This is a genomic window from Pseudoalteromonas sp. XMcav11-Q, from assembly GCF_040104525.1.
GTDB lineage: Bacteria > Pseudomonadota > Gammaproteobacteria > Enterobacterales > Alteromonadaceae > Pseudoalteromonas.
Map to the genome: position 1 here is coordinate 223,134 of NZ_JBECOX010000004.1, position 26,885 is coordinate 250,018.

General features: G+C 42.7%; 20 protein-coding genes. 11 read left to right on the plus strand and 9 right to left on the minus strand.

The features are described from left to right. The 7 genes from ABMY45_RS08540 to ABMY45_RS08570 all read left to right on the plus strand — a co-directional run bounded on the left by ABMY45_RS08540 (position 1) and on the right by ABMY45_RS08570 (position 6,209). Positions 1-1,263 carry a cyclopropane-fatty-acyl-phospholipid synthase family protein gene (locus ABMY45_RS08540; RefSeq protein ID WP_010605448.1) on the plus strand — a complete coding sequence of 421 codons (1,263 nt, stop codon included), beginning with the start codon at positions 1-3 and terminating at the stop codon, positions 1,261-1,263. After that, entirely contained in the window at positions 1,235-1,759 is a 525-nt protein-coding gene (locus tag ABMY45_RS08545; protein WP_206472022.1) for a DUF2878 domain-containing protein, read from the plus strand. Before ABMY45_RS08540 ends, ABMY45_RS08545 begins: the two co-directional genes overlap by 29 nt. 154 nt (positions 1,760-1,913) lie before the next feature. Further along, positions 1,914-2,189, plus strand: a complete 276-nt coding sequence (locus ABMY45_RS08550; protein ID WP_010377204.1) for an HU family DNA-binding protein — start codon at positions 1,914-1,916, stop codon at positions 2,187-2,189. Between the two features lie 144 nt (positions 2,190-2,333). Further along, the gene (locus ABMY45_RS08555; RefSeq protein ID WP_010605446.1) at positions 2,334-2,810 is read left to right on the plus strand and encodes a hypothetical protein; all 477 of its coding nucleotides are present in this window, start codon (positions 2,334-2,336) and stop codon (positions 2,808-2,810) included. 117 nt (positions 2,811-2,927) lie between these two features. Next, a complete protein-coding gene (secD, locus tag ABMY45_RS08560; RefSeq protein ID WP_349288758.1) occupies positions 2,928-4,766 on the plus strand; it encodes a protein translocase subunit SecD in 1,839 nt (612 codons plus the stop codon). Between the two features lies 1 nt (position 4,767). Further along, the gene (gene secF / locus ABMY45_RS08565; protein ID WP_239421571.1) at positions 4,768-5,679 is read left to right on the plus strand and encodes a protein translocase subunit SecF; all 912 of its coding nucleotides are present in this window, start codon (positions 4,768-4,770) and stop codon (positions 5,677-5,679) included. 101 nt (positions 5,680-5,780) lie between these two features. Further along, on the plus strand, positions 5,781-6,209 hold the full coding sequence (locus tag ABMY45_RS08570; protein WP_349195920.1) for a hypothetical protein: 429 nt from the start codon (positions 5,781-5,783) through the stop codon (positions 6,207-6,209). A gap of 52 nt (positions 6,210-6,261) precedes the next feature. Here the strand turns inward: ABMY45_RS08570 and ABMY45_RS08575 are convergent, their stop codons facing one another. The 3 genes from ABMY45_RS08575 to ABMY45_RS08585 all read right to left on the minus strand — a co-directional run bounded on the left by ABMY45_RS08575 (position 6,262) and on the right by ABMY45_RS08585 (position 11,130). After that, a complete protein-coding gene (locus tag ABMY45_RS08575; RefSeq protein ID WP_010605442.1) occupies positions 6,262-6,630 on the minus strand; it encodes an MliC family protein in 369 nt (122 codons plus the stop codon). 139 nt (positions 6,631-6,769) lie between these two features. Continuing rightward, positions 6,770-9,952 (minus strand): multidrug efflux RND transporter permease subunit, encoded by a 3,183-nt coding sequence (locus ABMY45_RS08580; RefSeq protein WP_349288759.1) that lies wholly within the window; start codon positions 9,950-9,952, stop codon positions 6,770-6,772. A 2-nt stretch (positions 9,953-9,954) separates the two neighbouring features. Further along, positions 9,955-11,130: an efflux RND transporter periplasmic adaptor subunit gene (locus ABMY45_RS08585; protein WP_235367330.1), complete on the minus strand. Its 1,176-nt coding sequence runs from the start codon at positions 11,128-11,130 to the stop codon at positions 9,955-9,957. Between the two features lie 203 nt (positions 11,131-11,333). Here ABMY45_RS08585 and ABMY45_RS08590 point away from each other — a divergent pair, with 203 nt between their 5' ends. Together ABMY45_RS08590 and ABMY45_RS08595 are read left to right on the plus strand one after the other, a co-directional pair. After that, the gene (locus ABMY45_RS08590) at positions 11,334-12,257 is read left to right on the plus strand and encodes a sensor domain-containing diguanylate cyclase (RefSeq protein ID WP_349288760.1); all 924 of its coding nucleotides are present in this window, start codon (positions 11,334-11,336) and stop codon (positions 12,255-12,257) included. Between the two features lie 106 nt (positions 12,258-12,363). Further along, complete coding sequence (locus tag ABMY45_RS08595; protein ID WP_349288761.1) at positions 12,364-14,070, plus strand: alkaline phosphatase D family protein; 1,707 nt, start codon at positions 12,364-12,366, stop codon at positions 14,068-14,070. Positions 14,071-14,132: 62 nt separating this feature from the next. On the opposite strand, the gene ABMY45_RS08600 is transcribed toward ABMY45_RS08595, so the two are convergent. From ABMY45_RS08600 to ABMY45_RS08615, 4 genes are all read right to left on the minus strand, one after another. Continuing rightward, entirely contained in the window at positions 14,133-15,077 is a 945-nt protein-coding gene (locus ABMY45_RS08600; RefSeq protein WP_349288762.1) for a hypothetical protein, read from the minus strand. Between the two features lie 343 nt (positions 15,078-15,420). Next, positions 15,421-17,316 (minus strand): S9 family peptidase, encoded by a 1,896-nt coding sequence (locus ABMY45_RS08605; protein ID WP_349288763.1) that lies wholly within the window; start codon positions 17,314-17,316, stop codon positions 15,421-15,423. A 221-nt stretch (positions 17,317-17,537) separates the two neighbouring features. After that, a complete protein-coding gene (locus ABMY45_RS08610) occupies positions 17,538-18,647 on the minus strand; it encodes an alkene reductase (RefSeq protein ID WP_239421577.1) in 1,110 nt (369 codons plus the stop codon). A 102-nt stretch (positions 18,648-18,749) separates the two neighbouring features. Further along, positions 18,750-19,637: a LysR substrate-binding domain-containing protein gene (locus ABMY45_RS08615; protein WP_349288764.1), complete on the minus strand. Its 888-nt coding sequence runs from the start codon at positions 19,635-19,637 to the stop codon at positions 18,750-18,752. Positions 19,638-19,751: 114 nt separating this feature from the next. On the opposite strand from ABMY45_RS08615, the gene ABMY45_RS08620 reads away from it, so the two are divergent. After that, a complete protein-coding gene (locus tag ABMY45_RS08620) occupies positions 19,752-20,936 on the plus strand; it encodes an MFS transporter (RefSeq protein ID WP_239421578.1) in 1,185 nt (394 codons plus the stop codon). Between the two features lie 386 nt (positions 20,937-21,322). Here the strand turns inward: ABMY45_RS08620 and ABMY45_RS08625 are convergent, their stop codons facing one another. Together ABMY45_RS08625 and ABMY45_RS08630 are read right to left on the minus strand one after the other, a co-directional pair. Next, entirely contained in the window at positions 21,323-23,671 is a 2,349-nt protein-coding gene (locus ABMY45_RS08625) for a hypothetical protein (protein ID WP_349288765.1), read from the minus strand. Positions 23,672-23,779: 108 nt separating this feature from the next. Further along, positions 23,780-25,003, minus strand: coding sequence for an alpha-xenorhabdolysin family binary toxin subunit A (locus ABMY45_RS08630; RefSeq protein ID WP_010605431.1), 1,224 nt, complete (start codon positions 25,001-25,003; stop codon positions 23,780-23,782). A gap of 759 nt (positions 25,004-25,762) precedes the next feature. On the opposite strand from ABMY45_RS08630, the gene ABMY45_RS08635 reads away from it, so the two are divergent. Continuing rightward, a complete protein-coding gene (locus ABMY45_RS08635) occupies positions 25,763-26,650 on the plus strand; it encodes a LysR family transcriptional regulator (protein ID WP_010605430.1) in 888 nt (295 codons plus the stop codon). The last annotated feature ends 235 nt before the right edge of the window (positions 26,651-26,885 follow it).

A 26,885-nucleotide genomic window follows, 5' to 3' on the forward strand; every position in this document is an offset into this window, starting at 1 on the left:
ATGGAAAATACCACGACAATATCCTCATCAATTTCGCTTTCTACATTCGATAGAGTGTACAAAAAGCTCGTCTTTGGCGCGTTGAATACCTTAGAAACCGGAAAAGTGGTACTTGTCGAAGGCGACCAAAAATACTGTTTTGGTGAGTCAGAAACAAGCCTAAGCGTTGATATTCATGTTCATTCAGCGCAAATGTATAAGCTATTTGCACTTGGCGGCAGTGTCGGCGCAGGTGAATCTTACATTCTTGGTCACTGGAGTTGTTCGGATTTAACCAAACTGATTGAGATCTTCGTCCTAAACCAAGCTCAGCTAGATGCATTTGAAAATAAGTTTGCATTTTTCTCCGGCATTGTGAATAAGATAAAGCATCTTAAAAATAAAAACTCGAAACAAGGCGCAAAGCGTAACATTGTCGCCCACTACGACCTTGGTAACGACCTTTATGAATCATTTTTAAGTGAAGAAATGCTGTACTCTAGTGCAGTGTATCCCTCAAAGGAAGCATCGCTTGAAGAAGCGCAGCAACATAAGTTAGCCGCAATCTGTGAGCGTTTGGATCTTCAGGCAGCTGACAAAGTTGTTGAGATTGGCACCGGGTGGGGCGCATTTGCGGTTTATGCTGCAAAAAACTACGGCTGCCATATAACCACAACAACTATTTCAGAAGAGCAGCATGCCTACGTAAAAGCACTGATTGAAAAAGAAGGGTTGCAGCAGCACATCACATTACTAAAACAAGATTACCGCGAATTGGACGGCCAGTACGACAAGCTGGTGTCTATCGAAATGATTGAGGCAGTTGGACATGCTTATTTATCGGGCTTTTTTGCCAAATGCAACGACTTGCTGAAACCGACTGGCGCGATGCTGATTCAGGCCATTACCATCGCCTGCCAACGTTATCAACATTACCTCAAGCAATCGGATTTCATTCAGCAGTACATTTTTCCTGGCGGTTGTCTTCCTTCCGTGAGTGAAATGAGCAAGCAAATCGTAAATTCCACCGATATGGTTGTCCACGAACTCCATGATATCGGTCTGCACTATGCCAGAACGCTATACGATTGGCGTGTTCGGTTTGAAAAAGCATGGCCTTCGCTTGATGGTAAACGTTTCGATGAACGCTTTTATCGCCTTTGGCAATTTTATTTATGCTACTGCGAAGGGGCGTTTAAACAAAGAGCAACCAGTGCCGTGCATTTAGTCGCCAGAAAACCAAGATACCAGTCCAATGTCTGTACTCAAACATTGGATTACTAACGCGCTACTCTTCCAAAGTATTTGGTTTGCTGCATTATTTTTTCAAGCAGACGCGCTTTGGTTGATGTTGCTAGGCTGTCTCGTTATGCTCGCAGGGCACCAAAATAAGCGTCTCAATTTGGTGCTTGCACTCATAGGTTCCGCCATAGGAATGAGCATTGAATTGATTGCGGTCAAAGCTCAGCTCATCAATTACCAAGGAAGTGAATTACTTCCGGTTTGGCTTTGGGTTTTGTGGATAGCATTGGTGCTGACAATAAATAATGCACTTTGCAAACTATTAACGCTCAAAGCGCCGATATTATTAGTGGTATTTTTGGTCTGCGCGCCACCTAGCTATCTCGGTGCAGCTAACTTTGATGTAGTTTCTATCTCAACACCTTGGTACATTTTTTGGCCAGTGTTTGGCGCACTGTGGAGTGTGGGGTTCTACCTGATAGTGAGTTTTAATCGCATTTTATGGGGTACAAAGCTTGCGCAGTTGCCAGCAAATTGATAGCGTTTGATTACAAACCCACAGGATCCGGGGCGAAACGCAATAAAATAATAAATATTTCGTCGAATTTCGCAATTTTGGGGTTGCACATAAACGCAAAATGCATAAACATAGGTTTTGCTTAGGCAAATTATAAAGTTATAGGAATCTAATAATGAATAAAGCTCAACTAGTTGAAAAGATGGCGGCAGACGCAGAGATTTCAAAAGCAGCGGCAACCCGTGCTTTAGAAGCGTTTACTGGCGCAGTAACTAACACACTAAAAGATGGCGGTTCTGTTGCTTTAGTTGGTTTTGGCACATTCTCAGTAAAAGAGCGCGCTGCGCGTACTGGTCGTAACCCACAAACTGGCGCTGAAATCCAAATCCCAGCTGCGAACATTCCTTCGTTCAAAGCAGGTAAAGGCCTAAAAGACCAAGTAAATCCTTAATCCACTCGCTGGACAAGAAAAACCTCCCAAGTTGGAGGTTTTTTTATGCCTCTCACATTCATTATAATTGATACCGCTATCTTGAATTTGCTACTATCGCCCCAATCTCGTAATTTTATCTAATAAGTTGTTTAATCAGTTTTCATGAAGCGTTTTAACCTTTTCGCCGTTATGTCATTACTCATGTTGTTATGGGTAGCTGCTGCGTGCGCGACAGGAACGCCTGATAATCACTTATCCCATACTTCTGATACGCACAGCACGAGCTTCGAAAACATCACCCAAAAGGGCCTCGCTGACTCCAATCAGTTACCCAGTAAGCCAAGCCCTACAAGTCCAATAAAGCTCAGTGGTGAAACCACGCATCACGAAAAGGGCTTATTGCCGGAACGCGAGCGTACTAGCCATCCTAGTTATTTTCTACATCCTAAACAACAAGCCGAATATGCGCTTGTATTTGAGCTTGCAGCAGAAAAATATATACCGGCCTCAGTCTATGACATCAATAGACCTAAGCCTGTGCCTTGGTATATGTGTGATACTCGGCCAAATAATGGCTTTATCGACAACTGTAAGCCGGCAAACTTAACCTTCAAAGGCAGTCTCAACTTCGCCTCTTAATCATTATCTATACCAATAAAGCACCCAAATAGTAGTTTTTGATACCAGTCCCCTAACGTCTATATGACCAGTATTCGTTAGCAAATCGGTATCGCTCAGATAGATAATGAGAAAAATATGAAAGATATAAATTCGCCAACGAAGCCATCAACCTCTCGTGGTACCAACGCGCGTGCAAAACGCTTTTTTACTGCGCTTATTGTGTTCTTGTTGATCCTTTGTGCACTACCAAACTTGTATCCCAATAAGAATTTGATTCAAATTCAAGCAAGTAGTAACGAGGTAGTGTCTCTGTCGCTGCCTGAGCTTAAATCTCAGCTAGAAGGAGAGGGATTCAAAGTCAAGCAAATCGAGTCTCATCAAGGTGGCTATTTGGTTGAACTTGAAAACCGCACGCTAACCGCCGAAGCGCGTGCTTATATGGCTGAGGCTGAGTCTCACTCCAAGCTAAGTGTTAAGGTTGTTAGTGCTTCAACGATGCCACAGTGGTTAGAAAGCACTGGACTCAAACCTATCAAGCTCGGACTAGACTTGGACGGCGGTGTGTTGTTCGTACTCAAGGTTGACACAGAGCAAGCGGCGCAAAATAAACTGCAGTCACTCGCAGACGAAGCCAATAGCCTACGGATCAAAAATCGTTATCGTAACCTATCTATTCCTCAAGTTATCAGTGGCGAGCAGGTTGAGGTCATAGCGAAAGCGCAAGGGCAAAATGAACTCGTAGCACTTACTGCGACACTGCGCGAACTCTATCCACAATTTACCAGTACAACTCATAAACAAGGCAGTTTAACGAGAGTTAATTTCCGTTTTGCCGAAGCGAAAAAAGCAGAGTTCGATAAGCAGTTAATGACCCAAGCGCTGTCTACTTTACGTTCGCGTATTGAGGAACTCGGGATCACAGAAGCGGTTACGCAACGTCAAGGCACTAATTATATACGAATCGAATTACCTGGCGTGCAAGACCCAGAACAAGCCAAGCGTATTATCGGCGCCACAGCAAAGCTTTCATTTCATGCATTACAAGAAATGGGAGGTCAAAAATTAAAGGATAAATCTGGCGCTTTGGTTTCAGTCGACCCAGTTGCCATTTTTGGCGGGGATGAAATAGAGTCCGCAACAGCAGGAAGAGACGAATACGGAAAACCTTTAGTGCAACTATTCTTATCTTCTCAAGGCGGTGAAAAGATAAACCGATTTTCTAGAAACAATGTTGGTAAACCAATGGCTACCGTATTCAGCGAATATTACGCGGATCCAAAAGGAGAGATTAAGCGCAAAACGGAGGTAATTTCAGTAGCCACTATTCAACAAGTATTAAATACCCGATTCAGTATTACCAATATGCAGTCAATGGAACGCGCGCAAGAGTTAGCATTATTGTTGCGGGCGGGTTCTCTTGACGCACCAATCACCATTGTGAAAGAGCAAACCATTGGTCCTTCATTGGGCGAAAAGAATATTGAAAGCGGCTTTAAAGCTTTGGCGTTAGGGCTAAGCCTAACTTTGCTGTTTATGGCAGTATGGTATCGCAAGCTAGGCGCAGTGGCCATTACCTCATTACTGGTAAACTTAGTTTGCCTGATTGGATTAATGTCGCTGCTTCCTGGTGTTGTGCTTACCTTACCCGGCATTGCGGGCCTAGTTTTGACTATCGGTATGGCCGTCGACACCAATGTGATTATTTTTGAGCGAGTTCGCGAATTAAGGCGTAAAGGCATTGGGATGGTTACTGCATTAAAGCAAGGTTATCAACAAGCCATGTCGAGTATTATCGATGCCAACTTAACCACGATGATAACTGCTCTTATCCTACTTGGTATCGGTTATGGACCAGTAAAAGGGTTCGCGATCACTTTGGCGCTGGGCATAGTAACCAGTATTTTCGCCGGTGTGGTCGTCTCCGGTATGTTATCAGAATCTCTTTATTCAAAATCACGTAAAGGCGCAAAGTAAAATGACAAGTAAAACGCAAAAGGCAAGATTCGTCGGGCTAATTTCTGGATTGTTACTTGTCCTTGCAAGTCTCATAGCCATCACTCAAAAAGGCATTGTATTAGGCCAAGACTTTACCGGCGGTTACGTTACGGTTATCGATTTACCCAAGCAAACGAGCCAAACAGAAATGCAAAACAAGCTAGCTGAGCTTGGTGTTCAAGATGCGCGAATCTCTCTACAAAACGATGGTAGCTGGCGAGTTTTCCAAACCCCTCAGTCCACCGATGAAACACACGTCAAACAGTGGATAGAAGGAATTGAAACACAATGGCAAGCAAGCGTATTAGACGCCAGTTATCTTGGTGCACAGGTGGGTAATGAGTTAATTGAGCAAGGTGGCCTTGCTGGTATATTCGCGTTACTTAGTGTATTGATTTACTTGGCGTTTAGATTTGAGTGGCGCTTAGCGGTCTCCGCAAGTATCGCGCTTTTTCATGATGTGATTGTGACGCTAGGTTTGTTTGCAATAACGCAAGTAGAATTTGACTTAACCGTGCTTGCAGCGCTGCTGGCGATTATTGGTTACTCACTCAACGATTCGATTGTGATTGGTGACAGAGTTAGAGAGCTTTTGTTCGAAGAGCAGTGGAAAAACAGTCCCGTGGGCAATACCATAGACCAAGCGATAAAGGATTCAATGAGCCGCACGCTTATCACCTCATTAACGACGCTCACAACAGTGTTAGCGATATGGTGGTTAGGCGGCGCGGGACTTAATAGTTTTGCCATGGCGTTGTGTTGTGGCATTCTCATTGGTACTTTGTCTTCCTTGGCAATTAGCGCTACTTTACCGCAGTTTTTAGGCTTGTCATTTAATAACTACCTAAAAGAAGAATCTGAGGCAGCGAAACAGCAACTCGCTGAGCCATAAGCATAATATGCGATTTAGGTTAAAAAAGTAGCAATTACTCTTTTTTAACCTTGTCGTGCTGATGTATAATCCGCACTTTGAAAGGAGCCGGATAAGGATTAATGTCAAAATATAGTTATCAAACTCGGTGCGGGAAAGTAACCCTCTGGACCGAGCAAAATATCCTCTTTGCCTGTTTCGAAGGAAATATTAATGAGTCTATGATCCATTATTTTTCTAGGGCATTAGAGCAATGTCGAGCCGAGATCCATTCTTCGACATGGGGTTACGTGAGTTATTCCGAAAAGGCCATAGCTGCGACACCAGAAGCCTACAAGTTACTGGTAAACACAGCAAAGCGCTGTTTGCAGTTAGGCTGTGTTAGTGCTGCGTATGTGTTGAAGTCGGCAATTGCGAAAAGCCAGATTGAAAAAATGCGCAAAGAAATTGGCATGCCAGAGCCATTAGATCAAGTTTTATTTCCTAATGTAAGCGCTGCCATTGAGTTTGTAAAAAGTACTTTAGCTACACCTGAAAAGTTGTCGGTATAAGACATCCTAATTCTATATAAGTGACGTTACCTATTGCGACGAGCATTTATAATCAGTTTGATTGCGCCTTCACTGTTAAGGCTTCATTAGGCCGCATCTCGCAACGTGCGATGATGCGGTTGTTTTTATCTTCTTCCTGTCTAAGCAACATACCTTCGTCATTTTTTGTCCACCACACAAACCCATCACCTTGATATTTTGCACCGCTGGCTGAGCGCGCAATCTTCATCTTAACCACCTGTTCGTTAAAATGGACAGTCGCCTTATCACTGTCGTTGTAGTCAACCTTTATCACCGAATCATTATCACATTGATAGCGGCTAAGTGTTTCACTAAGCTCAATTTTACGATTTGAGATGTCCTCGCCACATGCACTGAGAACAGCGCTAATTAAAACAGCAAAGGCAATTTGAGATTTCATAAACAGACTCCGACGAGAAAAAGACGGTATCTGATAATTTAGCGTAAACGGATGAAGTTAAGGTGAATAGTGTGGTTACAAGGCAATAAAAAGCAGCATAAAAAAGGCCCAACGGGCCTTTAAACATGATTACAAGTTATTAATCCTTTACTGGAATGGTATTGGGGGGACTCTGCGCTTCACGTATTTTTGGCGTGTATAATCGCTTCGTCATCGCCATAAAGAAAATAGGCGTAAACAATAGACCAAATAAGGTAACCCCTATCATTCCTGAGAATACTGCAATCCCCATGGTTTCACGCATTTCAGCACCCGCACCAGTTGCAAGTACCAGAGGTACAACCCCTGCGGTGAAGGCAATCGACGTCATTAAAATAGGACGTAAACGTAGTTTACATGCCTCAATAATTGACTCTAAATTAGTCTTGCCTTGCTCATACTCTTCTTTGGCAAATTCCACCATTAGGATTGCGTTTTTACACGCTAAAGCAACCAAAACGATAAGAGCAATTTGGGTAAAGATATTATTATCGCCGCCAGTTAGCCACACCCCTACCAATGCTGACAGTATGGTCATTGGCACAATGAGGATGATTGCAAATGGTAGCTTTAGGCTTTCGTATTGCGATGCCAAAACCATAAACACCAAGAGTACAACCAGTGGGAAGATATACACCATCACGTTACCCGCGAGGTTCTGCTGATAGGTGACTTCAGTCCACTCAAATGCCATGCCTTCGCTAAGCGTTTCGTTTAGCACCGCTTCAATTGCCATTTGCGCTTGATCCGAAGAGTAGCCGGGCGCAGGGCTGCCATTTAACTCGGCGGTAGGATACCCGTTATAGTGCATAACACGATCAGGTCCCGTTGTCGGCGTGACTTTGAGTACCGCGCCAAGTGGCACCATTTGACCATAGTTGTTTCTTACTTTGTAAGACAAAATTTGTGCAGGATCTGAGCGAAAGTTCGCGTCAGCCTGAGCGGTAACCTGATAAGTGCGACCAAATAAGTTAAAGTCATTGACGTACATTGAACCTAAATAGATCTGTAATGCATTAAACACTTCCTCGAGCGGTACGCCTTGTACCATTGCTTGCTCACGGTCGATATCAATGTCCATTTGTGGTACTTGGATCCTAAAGCTTGAGTACAGTCCCATTAGCTCCGGTTGCTGCTGCGCTTTTGCGATCACTGCTTGTAAGTCAGAGAATAGCTTCTCAAAGCCAAGGTTTGCTCTATCTTCAATTTGCAGTTTAAATCCACCTGTGGTGCCTAACCCTTGTATTGGTGGCGGTGGGAAAACCGCGACAAACGCTTCATCTATGATGGCAAACTTCTGATTAAGCTGCGCAGCGATTGAAGACGCATACAACTCTGGCGATGTGCGATTTTCAAATTTATCTAGGGCAACAAATACAATCCCGCTATTTGGGCTGTTTGTAAAACCATTTACTGAAAGCCCAGGGAAAGACACGGAATGTAAAACGCCTGGAGTCTGTAGTGCAATTTGTTCCATCTCACGTACAACGGCTTCTGTTCTATCCAAACTCGCAGCGTCTGGCAGTTGGGCAATCGCAACAAGATACTGTTTGTCCTGTTGTGGAATAAAGCCACCAGGGATGGTGCTAAACAACTTAGTGGTAGCAAAAATTAACCCTAAATAAACCACCAACACAATGGTGCTCAGTCTAATAAGTTTTTTTACCAGTCCAACATAGCCGTGAGCTGCCTTATCAAAAAAGCGATTAAACGGTTTGAATAGCCACTGACCAAACAATTTATCTAACACCACTGTGAGTTTGTCTGGTTTAGCACCGTGCGGCTTTAATAGTAGTGCAGCTAGCGCTGGTGATAATGTTAATGAGTTAAATGCCGAGATCAGCGTCGAAATTGTGATCGTGAGGGCAAACTGTTTGTAAAACTGGCCTGACAACCCGGTAATAAATGCAGTTGGAATAAACACTGCACAAAGCACCAACGCAATCGCTATAATAGGGCCTGTCACCTCTGACATCGCTTGTTTAGTTGCCTCGAAGGGCGCAAGACCGTTTTCAATATTACGCTCAACGTTTTCAACCACGACAATGGCATCATCAACCACGATACCGATTGCTAGTACCAAACCAAACAACGACAAAGTATTGATAGAAACACCAAGCCACTGCATTGCAGCAAAAGTACCAACTAACGATACAGGCACCGCTACCAGCGGAATAATCGAAGCGCGCCATGTTTGCAAGAATAAGATAACGACTAATACCACAAGTACGATGGCTTCTAATAATGTTGAAATTACCGCATCGATTGAGCCACGAACAAAAATTGTCGGATCATAAACAATATCGTACTCAACCCCTTCAGGAAAACGTGTCGATAACTCTTTCATGGTTTCACGCACCTGATCCGACAGCTCTATCGCATTAGAACCAGGACGCTGGAAAATCGGCATTGCCACCGCTTCGTTTCCATCTAGCAAAGCTCTTAACGCGTAGTTATCTTGTCCAAGCTCAACACGACCAATATCTTTGAGTCTAGTGATCGCGCCATCGTTCGATACGCTGACAATAATATTGTCAAATTCACTGGTATCTACCAAACGCCCTTTAACGTTTAACAGAATTTGGAATTGATTTTCATTCGTTGTGGGTTGAGCACCCAAAGAGCCAGCTGCTACTTGGCGGTTTTGTTGTTGGATTGCTCGAACCACATCGCTTGCGGTTAAGTTTCTTTCAGCCAATTGCTCGGGGTTTAGCCATATCCGCAAGGCGTATTTACCGCCGCCGAATAGCTTCACATCACCAACTCCCGGCAAGCGCGCTATCTGATCTTTGACATAAATATCGGCATAGTTAGAGAGGTAGCTTGTATCATGTGAGCCGCTTGGCGATACCAAGTGCACCACCATAGTGAGATCTGGTGACGCCTTCTCAGCCACAACCCCTAAACGTTGTACTTCTTGCGGTAATCTTGGAATAGCGCTATTTACACGGTTTTGTACTTGAACTTGGGCGCGGTCCAAGTCAGTACCAAGTGCAAAAGTCACGGTAAGCGTTAAACGACCATCACTGGTTGCTTGAGAAAACATATACAGCATGTTCTCAACACCATTGATCTCTTGCTCAAGTGGCGTTGCAACGGTTTCAGCAATGACTTTTGGGTTTGCACCGGGGTAAGTTGCAGATACCACAACCGTCGGCGGTACCACCTCTGGATACTCACTAACGGGAAGCTGAAAAAGGGAAATGGCTCCTGCGATTAATATCACAAGCGACATCATCGCCGCAAAAATAGGCCGTTTAATGAAAAAATGGGAAAATTTCATTATTAGTTTAATCCTTGTGAAGAATCGTTTGGCGTCATCGCAACCACTTCTGTGGCGATGTTATCTGGCAAGGTAAGCGTCACTGAGTTTGGGCTTATCGGCATGCCAGGGCCTACACGCGCTGGGCCATTTACCGCGATACGCTCTCCTGCGGCTAAACCCGATTCAACTGCACGAAATTCGCCATAGCGATTACCGAGTGTGATCAGACGATATTCAAGTGTATTCGCGTCGTTGACGACAAGAACAAAGCGATTTTTAAGATCCGTACCCACTGCGCGGTCTGGAATTAATACTCGATCGTTTTGCTCACCGGATGAAAGACTCACTCGCGCAAACGAGCCAGGTCGTAATTGTCCACTATGGTTATCAAAAGAAGCGCGTACTTTTAGGGTTCCGGAGTGGTCATCAATGGCGTTGTCAATAAAGTCTAGCTCACCCATGACTGGCTGTGACTCACGGCCCAATAACTGTAATTTCACAGGAAGCGGCTCACCTTCCGTCACTGATGCAAACTGGCTATTCCAAGTTCGCTCGTCGATATCAAAATACGCATACATCTTATCGGTTGCGACTATCGTCGTAAGCAAGGTGTCGTTTGCTCTAATGGTGTTACCTTGAGTGACCTCAGCAAATGAAATTTTGCCGCTGATTGGTGCTGTGATCTTGCTAAACTCTAAGTTTAGTTGAGCTGCTTTAAATGAAGCGCGAAGCGCATCTAGTTCGGCTTCACGCTGTGCGGTAAGCGAAACACGGGCATCGACTTCTTCGGTTGAAATCGCTTTTTGCTTGCTTAATCGAAGCGCACGCGCTGACTCACTTTTTGCTTGCGAAAGGGCCGCTTCGGCACGTTTCACTTGTGCGGCAAGACTGGCAACCTCAGCCAAGAAAGTTCTATCGTCCAGCTCAAATAAAACATCGCCTTGGTGCACCGTATCTCCTTCTTTGAAGTTTACCGAGCCGATAACTCCTGTGACCCGAGCGCGAAGTGCGACTTCGTTTGGAGAAGAAAGGCGTGTTGTATAGGTGTGCCAATCAGCAATGCTAATTTGCGGTGTTGGTGCTACATCAATTGGTTGAAGAGGCGGAGTTTGACTGCTTGCCTGCTCAGCTTCGCCACATGCACTTAGCAATAGCAAAGCAGAAATAATCGTTGCGAGTTGCGTTGGTTTTAACATAGTTCCTCCTTTGTGTATGGAGGTAACTATACGTTTCATTTGTTGCATTAAACATAAGTGAAATGGAATATGATTGGTGCTAAATTAGAACCAATTGATGTAGATAACGAAATCAAAATGTCTTTTTTGTGTGATTTGCGCGAGATCTAAGATAAATCTTCCCGATTGATTTAAAATAACAAAAAGCCTAACGGAATTGAATTATGTCTAACGCTAACCATTTACAATCCCTACTGAGTGAAGTGCTCAATAAAAGTGACGATGCAGTTGCTATTGTTAGCAGCAAGTCGGTTCTTGAATTTTGCAATAAAGCAATGGCGAAGCTAATTGGACAACCCTCGTCTCACATAACAGGACGCACACTGAGTAATATCTTCGACCCACAAACAGACGATACGTTTGATGACAGAATCGACGGGGATGAACTCACGGAATGGTTTTTAGCCTTAAGCAACGGCTGTGAATTAGACTATCCAGAAATTGAAATTGATACCTTAAGTGGTGAGTTCTTCAGATTACGATGTTTTTCGCTGCAGAATGATGCCTTTGTTATCTACGGAGATAACATTACCACAACAAAAGCGATGCATAGCGAACTCGATCACTTACGTAAAGAGCTCGATTTTATTACTAAAACTGACCCATTAACGGGCGTCGCCAGTCGTAGGCAGTTAAGCGATAAAATTGACAGTCAAATTAGGTTATATGAACGTTACAGAACACCATTTAGTGTGATACTGACCGACCTCGATAATTTCCGTGCAATTAACGAGCAATTTGGCCATGAAACGGGAGACCTAGTGCTGGTTCACGTGAGCTCGCGACTCTCTGACATGTTACGAGACACGGATTTAATAGCTCGGCTAGGTGGAGAGGAATTTGCTCTGGTACTCCCTAATACTGGCTTAGAGGGGGCAATCTTAGTCGCCGAGCGGGCACGCATTATGATAGAGCAGGCATCATTTCAAATTGCGGTCGGTGAAGAGGTCGATATTACCAGCTCATTTGGGGTTGCTGAATTTGGCGCAGGTGAGTCTGGCGTCGAGAGCATTATTCGTCGTGCAGATACGATGTTACTAGAAGCTAAAAGCAGTGGCAGAAATCGCGTTGTTCCAAACCCGCACTAATTAAGACCAATCGTTAAATTGTAATAATGCTTAACTAAGCTAGTTTCTTCAAGTAGTAGATAAGTGCGCCCTATATGGCGCATTTTGCAGTTAAGGAACAATAATAATGGCAAGTTTTACCCGTCGAGATTTTATTAAAAGTGCATTAATGGGCGTTGGCGCAGCGACAATTAGCGTCTCGTTAGTAGGTTGCGGCAGCAGTGATAGTAAAGCGGTTGCAAGCAATGATTTTGCTGTCGCATTTAACCATGGTGTCGCAAGTGGCGATCCTTTGGCTGATAGCATTATATTATGGACGCGAGTCACTCCTGAAGGCACACCTAACAGTGTGGATGTCACTCTACAAGTATCAGAATCTGAAGATTTTGGTGTCTTACTACAAAGCCACCAGCTTGCCGCATTAGCAAAAAACGATTACACCGTTAAAGTAGATCTTAATGGCCTTGCTGCAAATAGCCGCTACTTTTATCGCTTCGTCACTAAGGAAACGCATTCACCCATAGGTAAATGCAAAACCTTGCCCCTCAACGATGTAACTCAGGTAAAACTTGCCGTCATGTCTTGTGCAAATTATCCGGCAGGTTACTTTCATGTTTATGCAGAGGCTGCAAAACGCAGCGATTTAGACGCGGTGTTACACTTAGGTGATTACATATACGAATATGGTATGGGTGGGTACGCCACTGAAAATGCCGACGCCATGGGGCGAGGGCTGGATGCAGATAATGCGAGCGAGATTATTACATTAAATGATTATCGTCGTCGCTATGCAAAATATCGTACGGACCTTGGTCTGCAAGCTCTCCACGCCAGTACGCCATTTATTGCGGTATGGGACGACCATGAAGTATGCAATGACTCATACATGGATGGCGCTGAAAACCATAACGAGGGAGAAGGGGAGTACGCTGCCCGCAAACTTGCTGCACTGCAAGCCTACTATGAATGGATGCCTGTGCGTCCGATGGTTAAGGATCAACTTGAGAGCCTCTATCGTAAATTTGAATTTGGCGACTTGTTATCACTTTATATGCTAGATACTCGTCACGAGAGCCGAGCTAAAGCACTCGACTATCAAAATTACATTGACCCCACGACAGGACAAGTGGATTTTGCCGGATTTCAGGCGGATCTCACCGCGCCTTCGCAACAGCTTTTAGGCGCTAACCAATTGACTTGGCTCACCGATAATTTGAAAAATTCAACAGCGAAATGGCAAGTTTTAGGGCAACAAGTATTGATGACTAAAATGATGATCCCAGTCGAGCTGCTCATGTCTCTTGCCAACCCTTCCGCACAAATGCCGACGCAATTAACAGAGCTTGCTCAAATAAAGGGCAGGCTGCTTGCTGGTGACTCAACATTGTCTGCACAAGAAAAAGCGCGAGTCACGTATACCGCACCATATAATTTGGATGCATGGGACGGCTATCCGATTGAACGTGAAGTAATTTTACAAACAGCAAAAGCGGCCAATAAAAACTTAGTAGTCGTTGCTGGAGATACGCACAACGCCTGGTCAGGTAAGCTCTGCGATGCAAGCGGAGCCGTTTGTGGTCAAGAATATGCGACAGCTTCAGTCAGCTCTCCAGGGCTTGAGTATTACTTGCAATTAGGCGATGAGCAGGCGCTACAATTCGCTGAGGCATTGCAATTACTAGTCGATGACCTTGAATATGCCAATATTCATCAGCGTGGTTATTTAACGCTTAATTTCACAAAAGAGAAGGTGGAAAGTGAGTGGCATTTTGTCAATACAGTCAAGCAAGAGCAGTTTGAAAGCCACAATAAACAGCGCGAGCTTATACTGTAGTTACGGCAAGCTATTCGCGCTACGCTTCATGTACAGCTGCGTAAAAAGTGTGTAAAGGGGCTTTACAGCCCCTTGCATTTAGCTATTTTATCTTGCGAAAGAAGCGGTGTTACCTTAAACGGCTTCTTTTTACCTCCCTTAACTTTAACCTTTGCAATATCTAAATATTGAAAGTCGCCAGGGGCGTTAAGACGCCATAAATTTTTTGACTGTTCAGAAAAGCAAAACTCTCCCGTATCTCCATGTATCAACAGCAACGGATAACTGAGTTGAGCTGCATACTCTGCAAGTGTCTCTCGATATAATTGATAGCCATCGCACTGAGCTTTCGAGTGTTTATCACAACGTCCTGAATGCTTCTCTTTTTGATATAGGTCGGCTTGTAGAAATATCACCGCGGCTTTATGGTTTGGCGTCAACAAGCTGTCCAACCACTTAATATTCTCTACATCACGACGATGAGATTCTTCGTACACTACTTTTTTATCGGATAATAAGATTTGTCTGCGACCATTGTTGGTGCCTGGTACATGCAAGGTTAAAAACTGCACATCATCCACTATCCAAGATTGATTTTCTGGTACTGTTTGCTGGCGTTTAAAGGCCGGTAGCTCAGGTATTTGCACCGCAAAGTGTTTACGGATGAAATCCAATCTCTCTAATTCATCAAACCTAGGGTTCAGGGTTTCACGGTCACAGTCAGTCCAATCATTGTCTCCGGGAGTGAATACAAAAGGTTGACTACTTACATTTGAGATCAGGGCATAATTATCCTTAAGCAGTTGATCTGTACAGGGCTCAGCACCGGATTTCATATCACCTACGTGCACCATAAAATCATGCTGTATATCATTTACCTTTTCGTGCAGAGCACCATTTGGCATCAACATGCCTCTGTCTATCTCCGTATAGGGCATATCACCAAAGACTAAAAATGACGCTGCCGAGGCCTGAAATACACTGAGCATAGGCATCAATGCCATGGCGAATAATTTAACGAGCTGCACAATAATTCTCCTTTATGTTAGCCCCTATCATACATCAACTCTGTGGCAGAAGAAGTCGCTCTCTCAATAAAAAGCGCCGCTAATTGCGGCGCTTTGCTACTTAACCTGAGCTGCGGATAATTAATGCCTTTCTAGCAGCCAGTTTTAGCGCTAACTTCGTTGAATTCACTTCCAATAGCCAGCTATTGGTGCGTAAATTCGCCTTGCCTACAGGATGTAGGTACCTTAGCGAGAGCAGGACGCAGAAGCGGTGTTTTCCTTAAAACTTGCTGGCTAGACAAGGAAAAAACTAAGTTGTGGCTTAGCAACAATAAGTTGGAACATTCCTTATCCAAACCTCAGGTTACTTAAGATGTTTTTCGAAAAAAGCTAAAAACTCAGTAAGCGTCTTCACTCTATGTGCTTGATAACTCAGATGGTGATTGCCATCCTCGAGCTCTACGTATTTGAACTTCTTGTCATGATCTTCAAGTTCATCTGCCATGTCACGACTATGATTCACAGGCACGACTTTATCGTCATCACCATGAATAAGTAACACGGGGCGGCTAATCTGCTTAGCGTAGTTAACAGGAGATTGTGCTTTTAGTTTATCAATATCTTGTCCAAATTGGTCACGAACAAGCTCTTTGTTTGTGAAAAAGCGCGCACGACTGACTATCGATTCTAAGTCTGTAACACCGGCAAAACTTGCTGCACATTGAAACGTTTCAGGATGTTTTACCACAGCCATTAGTGCCGCATAGCCGCCGTAACTTGCACCACCTATACAAATTTTATTTTTGAGTGCATACTTTTCTGAAATCAACCAGTTTGCCGCATCTTGTAAGTCATCTTGCATCTTTCCTCCCCAACCTTGATTTGCTTCATTAAAGAAGTCAAAACCATAACCAAAAGAGCCTCTAAAGTTAGGTTGGAAAACCACAAAGCCTCTGCTTGCCAATAGTTCAGACCAGTAATCAAAGCCAGCGTAGTCGCGAGAGTATGGTCCACCGTGTGGAAAGATGATTGTTGGAGCAGCCGCATCGAATGCTTTAGGTAGGGTTAAGTAACCCTCAACTTCTAGGCCGTCACGCGCTTTAAACGATACCCTTCGTTTGCCCAAATAATTGTCACCGGTAATATCCGGATATAAACGTCCTAACCCTGCCAAAGAGCTGGTTTCTCTGTCACCAATCAGATATGTACCGGAGTCTTGGTCTGAATCGCCGTACGCTATGTATTTTTTATTATCCGCGCTCATACTTATAACAACGGTGTCGTAGTTTGGTAATGCCGCTTTAAGTGAGCGTTGAAGGCGTTTGCGGTCTTCGTCCCAGTAAATTCTCGAGTTATCAAGGTTGGAATGGCTGAAGCCTATGGCTCTGCCGTCGTGTGAATAAATGATACTGCCATCAAAATCATAGTCTGGATCGGAGAAAATAAGCTGAGGTAAAAGCGGGCGTTTAGTAATGTCTGCTTTAAACAGCGCATTTTTACCATTATGAAGTGCGGTGAGGTAAATAATATTTGGGTCTTTATCAAATCCAAGAATATGGATAGCTTCCGGGCCACGAGCCTGAAAGGTATAGAAATCGGTTAAATCCTTCGTCTCATTATCATAGAGCATATAATAGGCAGTGATCCCTTCAAACCCATAACCCATTCTTACATTGCCTTGTTGATCGGCTATCCAGCTAGATATTTTTCTTCTTGCTCGAACAACTTTCTCGCGTCTATCTTTAGCTATATCTAAGATATAAACGCTCGGCTTGTTTGCCATATCAAAGTCAGTTTGAACCAATATCTTGTTTGGTTGTTCTGGCAGTATGCTAATCACGTCATCTTGAAATTGTGCCGAAATTTCATAGCGATAAGCACGGTTGATTTGAACTAATTCATCCGTAGGATTTTTTAAATCAAATTTAAATAAACGAGATGAGGTGTATTTTACACCTCGCTGCACTTTGGTGTAATTCGCACCAAATAAGAGCATGTCATCACTGGCCCAATCGTACCAACCAAGTGCTATCGTTTTATTATCAGTTTGCAGGATATAATTTTTTTTATGCGTTTTTAGGTCATGAACAGTAAGAACAAGGTTTCCTTCATAATTTTGTAAATACGCAACGGCCTTACCACTGGGTGAGAGTGAAACTTTACTCATATTAGGTAGTTGTGCGTAACTCTCTACGGGTAACTGGGCGTTAGCAGAGATGGTGCAGAGCAGTGCAGTGGCAAATAGAATTATATTTTTCATTTTCTGAAGTATAGTGTATTAAGTTCCTTTAATTTGCCAACATTATTATCTATTTTTAGACCAAACTCCAATCTATATACATTTACATAAACTATCATTAGCGGTAATTCAGGAGAAACAAGCACAAAAGTTAGCTACATTGTGCTCACCTTAAAATGGTCATTATTGGGGCTGCGTACGCATTAAATAATTCATACGCAGATTGAAAGCTAACTTTTAGCCTATTTTACGTTAATTGGATTTGAGGCGTGAGTTTGGTAATCAGTATAACCTTGTTCACCGCCACCAAATAATGTCTCAGACTGATGTTCATTTAAGAGCAAGTCATTTGCCAGCCTGTAGGGCAAATCAGGGTTTGAGATAAAAGGACGACCAAACCCAATCATATCAGCCCAACCTTCATTAAGAGCTTGTTGGGCGCGCCCTTTCGTATACTTTCCGGCATAGATTAATACGCCATTAAATGCCTCTCTAATTGCGTATTTAAAATTCAGAGGCATATCTGGCGCGTCTTCCCAATCCGCTTCTGCGATGTGCACATAGCATACGTTGAGCGCAGTTAGCTGTTTAATTGCCGCGAGGTATGTCTGCTCAGGGTTTTCATCTACTGTACCATTTAAGGTAGTAAGCGGCGCAAGTCTAACACCCACTTTGTCACTGCCAATTTCTTCACTCACCGCCGTCACGACCTCACGCAAAAAGCGAATGCGGTTATCAACAGAGCCACCATAGCCATCAGTCCTTTGATTTGAGTGAGAGTCTAAAAATTGATTAATCAAATAACCATTCGCTGCATGCAGTTCAATTCCATCAAATCCTGCTTGCATCGCGTTACGTGCAGCGTGTCGATATTCGTTAATAACATTATTGATGTCTGCTTGGGTCATTGCTCTAGGTGTTTGAGCTTGAATAAAATCAGGGGAGTCATTTTCATCGATGAAAACTTTCACACCCTGAGCTTGAATTGCTGAAGCTGAAATCGGCTGAAGCCCAGCGGTATTACTTTGGTGCGATACTCGCCCAACATGCCAAAGCTGCGCAAACATAACACCGCCTGCATCATGCACTTGTTTTGTGACTTGTTTCCAGCCAGCAACTTGGGCGTCTGAATAGATCCCCGGTGTCCAAGCATACCCCTTACCGAGTTGCGATATTTGTGTCCCTTCACTAATAATTAAACCAGCCGTTGCACGTTGTGCGTAATAGGTTGCCATCAAACTGTTAGGGATATCCCCGGGTTGACTTGCCCGCGAGCGGGTCATAGGCGGCATCACTATACGATTGCTCAGTGTTTTACCTGCTAAGTTAATCGACTCAAATAAATCAGCCATTTGGCCTCCTCAATGTTTATTTTCACTATGAGAAGCTTAACGATTTAAAATATTTTCATTAACAGCAATAAATACAAAATATATTTGTAAAAAATGAAAAAACTATAGCGTGAGCCTAGGCGCAATGTAGTCTAGAAATGCCGAAATCCGAGAGGATACACCACTATTTTGATAATACACGGCTTGTACTGCTTCTCTGCGATTTGGCGAAATAATTTGCTCGGTAAAAACTTCAACAAGTCTTCCGGCTTTTATATCTTGCCTCACCATAAAGTTAGATAGCAGTGCAATGCCATGGCCAGCAATACATAATTGCCTCACGGTCTCGCCACTGGATGCGCTAATAGAAAACTTGAGCTGTTGCGGATTTTGTAAAGGCCAGACGTTGAGATGTGGGGCATCGGTAAAACCTATCAAGTTATGATGTGGAAGATCAATCAGTGGTTCATTACCTACAAATTTACTTAAATAGTCAGGGCTTGCTACAAGATGAAGTTTACTGCGACCTAACAAACGCGCATGAAGATTGGAGTCAGCCAAGTCACCAATTCGTATTGCGATATCGGTTTTATGCTCCAGCAAATCGATGATGCTGTCATGACTTGTTATTTCCAAAGTAATATCGGGAAAGGCCTCATTAAAACCTTTTAATATAGGCGTAAGCTGGTGAAAAACGAAAGGACTTGCAGCATCCACTCTTAATTTACCAGCTGGCGAAAATCGTAACAGCTTTAACGCCTCTTCACCTTGCTCAATGGTATTGAGTGCCTGCCGCGCATAGCGTAAAAATAGCTCTCCTTCTTCGGTTAACTCTATCCGTCGAGTCGTTCGATTGAATAGGGTTACACACAGGGACTTTTCCAGTCGAGTTACTGCTCTTGAAACCTTTGCAACTTGTTCGTCCATCAGATTTGCTGCAGCGGAAAAACTCCCAGTATCGACAACACAGATAAAAGCTTCTAGATCTTCGGTTTTTGAGCTAACGGTCATGTGTATTCCTTTTCATTTTCTACAAAAGTATTTTGTCATTTTCGCTATTTTTTGCAAATAAAAAAGCTTTCACACTACACCAACTTATTGCTTATCACGTTAAAAAGGTTATTTATGCCGCTTGCATTACTGGCGCTGACATTAAGCGCATTTGCCATTGGTACCACCGAATTTGTCATTGTTGGTTTAGTACCGACCATTGCTTCCGATTTATCAGTTTCGCTGCCAAGTGCAGGTTTACTGGTGAGTTTATATGCCATTGGCGTTGCTGTTGGTGCGCCCGTTTTAACCGCACTGACAGGGCGATGGAATAGGAAATCTGTATTACTTAGTTTGATGGCACTATTTGTCTTTGGCAATCTGCTTGCGTGGCAAGCGCCAAGTTATGAAAGCCTCATTTTAGCGAGGATCATGACAGGACTCGCTCATGGTGTGTTCTTCTCGATTGGCTCTACGATTGCAACTAGCTTGGTCTCAAAAGACAAAGAGGCAAGTGCCATAGCCATTATGTTCACGGGACTGACCGTTGCGCTCGTAACAGGTGTCCCCTTGGGTACTTGGATTGGCCAACAGTTTGGCTGGCGAGCCACTTTTCTAGTAGTTTCTGCTTTAGGTGTTATCGCTCTCTTGGGAAGTGCATTATTAATTCCAAAGAACCTAAAGCAAAGCGCATCTGCCAATCTATCTGAGCAGGCAAAGGTATTATTGCAACCCAGATTACTGCTCGTCTATCTTATGACCATACTCGGCTACGGTGGAACCTTTACGGCATTCACCTATCTTGCGCCAATTTTACAACAGGAAGCTGGTTTTAACGCCGCTACAGTCAGTATTATTATGCTAGTTTATGGCGTATCTGTTGCAGTTGGCAATATCTATGGCGGAAAATTAGCAGATAAAAAAGGGCCGATAAGCGCTCTGACCATCATCTTCGCGTTACTCTCGGTCATTTTGGCTGTGTTGACATTTACCATGCAGTCGAAAATCGGCGTGGTGATAACAGTACTAGTGTGGGGAGCATTTGCTTTTGGAAATGTACCTGGTCTTCAGGTCTATGTTGTACAGCTAGCCGAAAAGTTTAGTCCAAAAACGGTGGATGTCGCATCGGGGTTGAATATCGCTGCCTTCAACGTTGGAATTGCGCTCGGTTCTGTCTTAGGTGGCCAAATTGTTGAAAATATGTCGCTGCAGGACACCGCTTGGGTAGGGGCACTTATCAGCGCTGCAGCCTTATTAGCAACCCGTTTTAGTGGCTATCTAGATAACAGATCTTTATTGAAGGCTCAAGTTGTAGAGTAGGTGGCGGCTCATCCGGAGGAATTTTGCTAAAAGATCGCCACCTGAAGTGGCTCCTACGAAAAAAGCAATCTGGTTTAGCAAATATTCAAGCCACACTAAAATAGGAGCAGGTTAATCCTGCGAGCTTTTGTTAAAGATCGCCACCTGAAGTGGCTCCTACGAAAGGCAATCTTATTTAGCAAATATTCAAGCCTCACCAGAGTAGGAGCAGGTTAATCCTGCGAGCTTTTGTTAAAAGATCGCCACGTGAAGTGGCTCCTACGAAAGGCAATCTTGTTTAGCAAATATTCAAGCCACACTAAAATAGGAGCAGGTTAATCCTGCGAGCTTTTATTAAAGATCGCCACCTGAAGTGGCTCCTACTAAGCTAAAGTGCAAGTGCTACACTATTGTTTGGGGATCGCATTTCCTTTAAACGACACTTTGATATTCGTCACTTTACTTAAGTCATAAAGCTGTGGATTTTTCAGCTTAATTGACCAAGTGGTAAACGGAGTTGGTTTAAAGTAATTAATCGCATAATCGTTTGCGATTGCACCACTGGTGATTGGATCTATGCGCGTCGTTTCACTATCTAACAGCTCGTAACTTACCAATCGGTATAACGACTCTGCACTAAATTGATAGGATTGCCCTTTAAACCTATCTTGATATGAACCACTAGATCTTACTTCGATATCATAGCGCTGGTTCTCATTTAACCCCGAACCTTCTAGTACAACATTGACCTCGTCTAATCTAACTCGATCAAACTGGGAAAAATCAATATCTTCCAACGACAGCGTAAAGCTCATTTCACCGTCTTGCGCAAAATCCAGCAATTGCTGCGGCGCATCTAACTCTTCTATGGTGAGCATAAAATCTTGAGGTCGAGGGTTAAAACGCAATAATGACGCGGCCTCTTGTTCACGTAGTAAAGCTAAGTCGTGACGGTATTCTTGATAACTTTGATTAAGGCTTGGTGTCACTATGGTGTCATCAAGAGACCAGTAGCTAAATGCCGCCTGATAGTTTGTTAGTGCAACAAATATCGGCCGTTTTAGATTATTCAAAGTCCGGAATAGCTGTTCCTCCATGTCCTGAATTTCATCTAGACTGTTTTGATTATTTTGTAAAAATGCATCTATACGATTGATCTGTTTAAGTTTTGCATCAGCGGTGATGCGCAAATCTATCTGTCTAGATTGCTCCTGGGCAATATCAATCTCTACAGCAACTATTGCCTTGCCATGATTAATCAACTTTTCGATAGCAACAAGGTAGTCACTTGCACCATCAATGTCTTCATCTATGGCCTTTTTCATTTGTGCCTTAGCAGTTATTAAAAATTCGTCCCAAATTCGATTTGCCTCTTCTTTGGTCGGAATGAGTGAATTAAGGCGATTGAACTCTTGTGCAAGCTCACTACTAGAAAACGGATCAGCGGTTTTTTGTGATAACACGTTTAACTGGCCGCTAACCGTTTGTACTTTATCCATTAATGACGCGATATCATCAATTTTGGTTTTTAACTCATTGATCTCTTGGATTGTGGCGGGCAAGCTCGCAACTAAGTCTTTCAAGCCACTGGTATCTCCCCCCGCAGCACCCGCAAATGCAGTGCCCGCACTAATTACGGTTTCAAGTACTTTAAGCCCAATTTCAGTGATTTTATCTAGTTTGTAGTCCAAAATTCCTTGTTGAAACTCGACCCCAGAATAGAAGACATTATTTTCTTGTCCGCTGAATGCTGCTTTTTGTTCATCAAGTGTCTTTACCAAGCTCGTCAGTTGCTCTACAGAGCGAGAGATAATTCGTTGCTCAGCAGATGCAACGTCGAATAGGTTATCCTGCATTAAAGTGAGATCTTGGCGTTTGTTTTCTAAACTTCGACCTTGTTGCTGAAAATTACTATAGCTATCCTGATATGCTTCCATCGCTTCAATATATGCTTTAATCGTTAACTCATAAAAGTCGCGGGATAGGCTAGGCACATAGTTTTTGTTAAGTGTTGCGTACGACAAAAACTGTTTAAAGTTAGCAAGCTGCAAGTAAAAATTCTTTGCTTGAACGGAAGATTCTCTAACATCATGAGCTGCGTTTAAAATAGATTCAGGCCAGCTCAACATCTCGATACTTAACGCTGGATTTTGATCATAGATAGAAGCCGCCATATCGAATGACTTTTCAAATGCATCTAAAAAGTACTCTTTATGCACAGAGATGAGTGACGTTAACGCTGGCGAAACAGGCGTTGCAAACTTATTGCCTTGTATTACCTGATATAGCGTACCAAACGAATCCGGTGCAATACTAAAGCGTTCAATTTCACCATCGCTTGGCGAATGAGCTGTGATTATATTGATATTGGCCTCAACTTTATCAGCCATAAATACCAATGTTGATGCTTGAGCATTTTGGGTGTCTACATTGATACTCACCGTACCATTACCCATTATTTTACGTGCGACGATAAAAATTCGTTTGTTTGGCGCATCGAAAATCATGTTTCGGTCGATTTCCACCGTGTCAGCAGCAATGACGATAGTATTATGATCTCTTGCACTAGTAAGCACGTCATTCAAATTGACATGTAAGGCCGAGACCAAATAATTTTGTGTGTCTATCTGTTGTTGATTTGAAGTCGTAACGCTCGGTAGGTTTTGACTTAGCTCAAGATTATATAGCTCATTCCAAGTCGCAGCTTGGCTCGAAAAAGCGCAGCCAATCAACAGGCTGAGTAAAGTTGGTTTCATAGTAACTCCTTGTTGCAACATAAAACACCAACCTATTGAGCGCTCTATGAGAGTAGATCGCTCAATAGCTGTTGATTTATGATGCTAAAAATTCAAACTTATTGATGTTTACTGCTGTGATGTAGGCAGGTAGGCGTTTTGTAGAAACGTCCTTGCTTTGTCTGCAATGTCTTTCCATGAGTTGCTGGCATTGCTAGCAAGAGGTGAAGAAACGATCCCTGCAACAATCACATTGGCATTACGTAATGCATTTTCACTGTCTAATTGGGTCAATACATCTCGAAGAGATTGCATATCTCCATACAAAGACTGCCAGTGCACTTGAACTTTGCGTACATTACTCAGCGCAGTTTCAATTTTTTCATTCATGCCTTCCACTTGCCCTTTGGCAATTTGATAAGAGGCCGCAAGACTCATCGCGTGAGCGAGTTCTTTATTCGCCGTCTCAATTTGAGATTCTACTTTATTAATCTCGCTCTTTACTTCCTCTAACTGAGCACCTTGGATACTACCGCCAATGATTAACCCAAGTACGCCGCCAAGACTACTTAAGCCAATGCCTGTTTTCAAATCACTCTTTTCATCATTCAGATCGTTGAGTCGTCGTTGTAATGTGCTAATTCGGTCACGTATGTTAGCTGGCTGGTCTTTATTTAAAATGTCCTCAAAAGTGCCTTCTAGTGTATTTAATTGTCCAGAGTGCGTAGTTAAATCTCCCTGGAAGGCAACAAGTTGATCTACCACTGTTTGGGTTTTTGTTAGATTACCATCAACAAAATTCATGAAGGTGTTTAGAAATGAAATTGCTACTTGTCTGCTTTGCTCAGCAGCTTGCAAATTTCCGCTTAGCGACGCGTTATGTAGCTTTGTTAGTTCATCGATAAATGGTTGAATTAGCAATACATGGGTATCGGAGTAATTCGCTAATTTTGTCGCAAGGTCAATGATGCTAGGATAAAGCTTATGATTCCAATTCTGACCCGACGCATTGATTGATTCAAAGGTTGTCATTAGTGCAATGTAGTCGTTATTTAGAGGCGTATCTGCTGGATATCGCGTCGCACTTCTAAAGGCAGCTTCGTTATTAGGTAAGCTAACAGCTGACTCAGCAAAAACTTGAATTGTGTGCCATTGCTCCTGAGTAAGTAGGAAGTCATTCGAGCCAACATCTATAAACAACGGTGAACCTTCAATATCACCTTGAAGTGTATCATACATAATTGGTGAGATTTCTGGGACGTCGGTATTCGCAGTTGCAAGCTGACTAAGCCCAAATAATTGGAGTGACGTTACGATAGCGATTGCGCTTTTCTTTAACTTAATTGATTTCATCTTTCATATTCCTCAATCAATCGGTGTTCTAACTGTTAAGTTGCACTAGACCTATTCTAGTTTAAAAGGTGCAACTGAAGATAAAAGTGCATGTAGTTAAAATGTTAACTAAATGTACTTTTAATATTATTGATATAGGGACAATGAGAATGGAAGAACTTCTACACTTTCTAACAAATTGAGGAAATTAGTTGCATTTTCAATAACACCAAACAGCACGGGATACAATCTACAAAACAACAAATTAAGTAAATGAAAGTTAACAAAAACGAGCTGTAACCTGGCCATCCATAGCTATAGATGTAGGGGGGTTTTGTTACAAACAGATAGTTAACAGCTTATTTTTATAGCCACTTTCGCTCAAAATTCAACCTTAATTAAACTGTTTCATAAAATCGAACTCAATGTTTCTGCCGCTATAAATGAGACGCGTGTTCTTTGTTGAAGAAATAAATTCAATCTATTGACAGCTATCTGATCTTGGCTAGAAAAATCAAAGTAACTACCCGTTAGTACAGCCACTTTAAGTTATATAAATGACTTAAAAATTCAAACAAGGTTAAACCTAAAACGATTAAGGAAATTATCAATAACCACTTTTAGCTAGGCAGGGGAAATAACACTGAATCTGGTATAGACCAAAACACATATTTCATTTATAACTGTTAAAAATAAATGTTTAATTTATGTAATATTTATGTAATTTTATTTGGATGCGGCGGTCTTTATCTTATAAAGTAATGTGAAAAGAGAAGTTAAATGAACAAACTAAGAAGAATGATGATATTTAAGGGGGTGGTAGAGTCAGGATCACTGACCAAAGCCGCGGAGAAGTTATCTTTGTCTAAATCAGTGATCAGCCAACATCTCAAGAAACTAGAAGAAGAGATAGGAACACCACTACTATATAGAAACACACGAAGCCAATCATTGACCAACGTTGGTAAAGACTTCTATGCGTACTGCCTTGAAATCAGCCATTTATCAGAGTTAGCTTGGGAGAAAGCAAGATCTAAGCAATCAGTACTGGCAGGGCAGTTAACAGTGACAACATCCTATGCTTTGATGCAAACCATCGTTGCACCTGCACTATGTAAGCTGATTAAAACGCACCCTAAAATCCGCCTGAATTTAATTAATGAAGATCGCCATCTCAATCTAGTGGAGCGGGGGATAGATCTTGCTGTTAGAGTAGGTAAAAGCACAGATGTGGAGCAATCACAACAATATATTGGTTCATTTAGAGACGTGCTATATAAAGCAAAGGACAGTGAATTTAACGACACAACCGCTCCTTACATTGCAAACTCTTGGGAAAGCAAAGTCACAAATTATGAATTTATACATACAACACAAAATATCGTTAAACCGCTTTCATTCAAAGCACATCACAAAACCAATTCCGTTAGCGATACAATAGGGCTCATTGAAAGCGGTTTGGGTATTGGATTAGTGCCAGAAATCATCGCATTTAATAATCATAACTTGGAGCGAGTAGATCCCGAATTCGAGCTGGAAAAAGTGGAAGTATTTTGCATTCATAAAGGTAGTACTGATGTACCCGCGACGATACGAATTGCGCAAAGTGCTATTAAAAGCTATATGGATGCTCATCAATTTGTATTGAAAAATGCTGCGATGCACTAGTGAGCGCCAGATGGAATGCTGTCCTCATTTGCGTTACTAAAAATCTACGTTATGCTTGCAGTAGTTTAAGAAAATTATTTCACTCTAAACATGAAGTTAAAGGAAAATCTATTCTCCCGTTGTACCTTGGTATTTGGGCTAATATTGTTTGCGATACTGAGCCAAAGTACTCAAGCGGAAATAACCATCGCGGTTGTAGGCAAAACTAAAAAATGACACCTTTTATGAACAATCG

Excerpts from the sequence above, each read along its gene's own strand:
- ABMY45_RS08570 (WP_349195920.1), top strand. The coding sequence starts at position 5,781 with ATGTCAAAATATAGTTATCAAACTCGGTGCGGGAAAGTAACCCTCTGG.
- ABMY45_RS08590 (WP_349288760.1), top strand. The coding sequence starts at position 11,334 with ATGTCTAACGCTAACCATTTACAATCCCTACTGAGTGAAGTGCTCAAT.
- ABMY45_RS08555 (WP_010605446.1), top strand. The coding sequence starts at position 2,334 with ATGAAGCGTTTTAACCTTTTCGCCGTTATGTCATTACTCATGTTGTTA.
- ABMY45_RS08625 (WP_349288765.1), bottom strand. The coding sequence starts at position 23,671 with ATGAAACCAACTTTACTCAGCCTGTTGATTGGCTGCGCTTTTTCGAGC.
- ABMY45_RS08635 (WP_010605430.1), top strand. The coding sequence starts at position 25,763 with ATGAACAAACTAAGAAGAATGATGATATTTAAGGGGGTGGTAGAGTCA.
- ABMY45_RS08595 (WP_349288761.1), top strand. The coding sequence starts at position 12,364 with ATGGCAAGTTTTACCCGTCGAGATTTTATTAAAAGTGCATTAATGGGC.
- ABMY45_RS08615 (WP_349288764.1), bottom strand. The coding sequence starts at position 19,637 with ATGACCGTTAGCTCAAAAACCGAAGATCTAGAAGCTTTTATCTGTGTT.
- ABMY45_RS08580 (WP_349288759.1), bottom strand. The coding sequence starts at position 9,952 with ATGAAATTTTCCCATTTTTTCATTAAACGGCCTATTTTTGCGGCGATG.
- ABMY45_RS08630 (WP_010605431.1), bottom strand. The coding sequence starts at position 25,003 with ATGAAATCAATTAAGTTAAAGAAAAGCGCAATCGCTATCGTAACGTCA.
- ABMY45_RS08585 (WP_235367330.1), bottom strand. The coding sequence starts at position 11,130 with ATGTTAAAACCAACGCAACTCGCAACGATTATTTCTGCTTTGCTATTG.
- secD (WP_349288758.1), top strand. The coding sequence starts at position 2,928 with ATGAAAGATATAAATTCGCCAACGAAGCCATCAACCTCTCGTGGTACC.
- ABMY45_RS08610 (WP_239421577.1), bottom strand. The coding sequence starts at position 18,647 with ATGGCTGATTTATTTGAGTCGATTAACTTAGCAGGTAAAACACTGAGC.
- ABMY45_RS08550 (WP_010377204.1), top strand. The coding sequence starts at position 1,914 with ATGAATAAAGCTCAACTAGTTGAAAAGATGGCGGCAGACGCAGAGATT.
- ABMY45_RS08620 (WP_239421578.1), top strand. The coding sequence starts at position 19,752 with ATGCCGCTTGCATTACTGGCGCTGACATTAAGCGCATTTGCCATTGGT.
- secF (WP_239421571.1), top strand. The coding sequence starts at position 4,768 with ATGACAAGTAAAACGCAAAAGGCAAGATTCGTCGGGCTAATTTCTGGA.
- ABMY45_RS08545 (WP_206472022.1), top strand. The coding sequence starts at position 1,235 with ATGTCTGTACTCAAACATTGGATTACTAACGCGCTACTCTTCCAAAGT.
- ABMY45_RS08605 (WP_349288763.1), bottom strand. The coding sequence starts at position 17,316 with ATGAAAAATATAATTCTATTTGCCACTGCACTGCTCTGCACCATCTCT.
- ABMY45_RS08540 (WP_010605448.1), top strand. The coding sequence starts at position 1 with ATGGAAAATACCACGACAATATCCTCATCAATTTCGCTTTCTACATTC.
- ABMY45_RS08575 (WP_010605442.1), bottom strand. The coding sequence starts at position 6,630 with ATGAAATCTCAAATTGCCTTTGCTGTTTTAATTAGCGCTGTTCTCAGT.